This is a genomic window from Burkholderia sp. AU19243, from assembly GCF_018148075.1.
GTDB classification, from domain to species: Bacteria; Pseudomonadota; Gammaproteobacteria; order Burkholderiales; family Burkholderiaceae; genus Burkholderia; species Burkholderia latens_A.
The window spans coordinates 1-927 of the sequence record NZ_JAGSTV010000044.1 but is presented as its reverse complement, the minus strand read 5'-3'; the positions used below and the strand labels follow the sequence as shown (position 1 = coordinate 927).

The following is a 927-nucleotide window of genomic DNA, read 5'->3' as shown; positions in this document are numbered from 1 at the left end:
GAATACCGGAACATCGGAATCGGCGACATCACGTTGAAATATCGGATGCCGCTGGCGGCGATATTGTCGATTCTCCACCGAGTCAGCGGCGCGCTGCTGTTCCTGTTCCTGCCGTTCTTGCTGTTTCTCTTCGACCAGAGTCTGACGTCGGAGCTCAGCTTCGAAGTCTTCAAGCAGTTCCTCTCCAACATCGTCGTCAAACTGATCGTCCTCGCGCTGTCGTGGGCGTTCTTCCACCATTTCTGCGCCGGCATTCGCCACCTGCTGATGGACGTCAACCACGACGCCGTCTCGAAGGAAGGCGGCAAGCGGACGGCCGTCGTCGTCTTTGTCGTCTCGATCGCGCTGACGATCGCCATGGCACTCAAACTGTTCGGAGCATTCTAAGAAAATGGCAGCCAACAACCGAATCGGCTCGAAGCGCCTCGTCGTCGGCGCTCACTACGGCCTGCGCGACTGGCTCGCGCAGCGCGTCACCGCCACGATCATGGCGGTCTACACGGTCATTCTGCTCGTGCTGTTTTTCGGCGCGCATGATTTCTCGTACGAAGGCTGGGCGTCGATCTTCTCCGCGCAGTGGATGAAGCTCGCAACCTTCGTGACGCTGCTTTCCCTCTTCTACCACGCATGGGTCGGCGTGCGCGACATCTGGATGGACTACGTGAAGCCCGTCGGTGTGCGCCTGCTGCTGCAATCGCTGACCATCGTCTGGCTGCTCGCATGTGCGGGCTACGCCGCGCAGATTCTCTGGAGAGTGTAAAGAATGGCTGCAATCAAAACTTCCCTGCCGCGCCGCAAGTTCGACGTGGTGATCGTCGGCGCGGGCGGCTCGGGCTTGCGCGCAGCGCTGCAACTGTCGCGCGCGGGCCTGTCGGTCGGCGTGCTGTCGAAGGTGTTCCCGACGCGCTCGCACACGGTGGCGGCCCA

At 61.3% G+C, this 927-nt stretch carries 3 protein-coding genes; all 3 read left to right on the top strand.

Going from position 1 to position 927, the window contains the following annotated elements; genetic code table 11:
- Window positions 1-387 (top strand): succinate dehydrogenase, cytochrome b556 subunit (gene sdhC, locus KDW55_RS29200; RefSeq protein WP_249174185.1); only part of this gene is annotated, 387 nt, incomplete at its 5' end.
- 4 nt (window positions 388-391) lie between these two features.
- Complete coding sequence (sdhD, locus tag KDW55_RS29195; protein WP_006399546.1) at window positions 392-760, top strand: succinate dehydrogenase, hydrophobic membrane anchor protein; 369 nt, start codon at window positions 392-394, stop codon at window positions 758-760.
- Window positions 761-763: 3 nt separating this feature from the next.
- On the top strand, window positions 764-927 hold a 164-nt coding region (locus tag KDW55_RS29190; protein ID WP_212161893.1), incomplete at its 3' end, for an FAD-binding protein.

Excerpts from the sequence above, each read along its gene's own strand:
- sdhD (WP_006399546.1), top strand. The coding sequence starts at position 392 with ATGGCAGCCAACAACCGAATCGGCTCGAAGCGCCTCGTCGTCGGCGCT.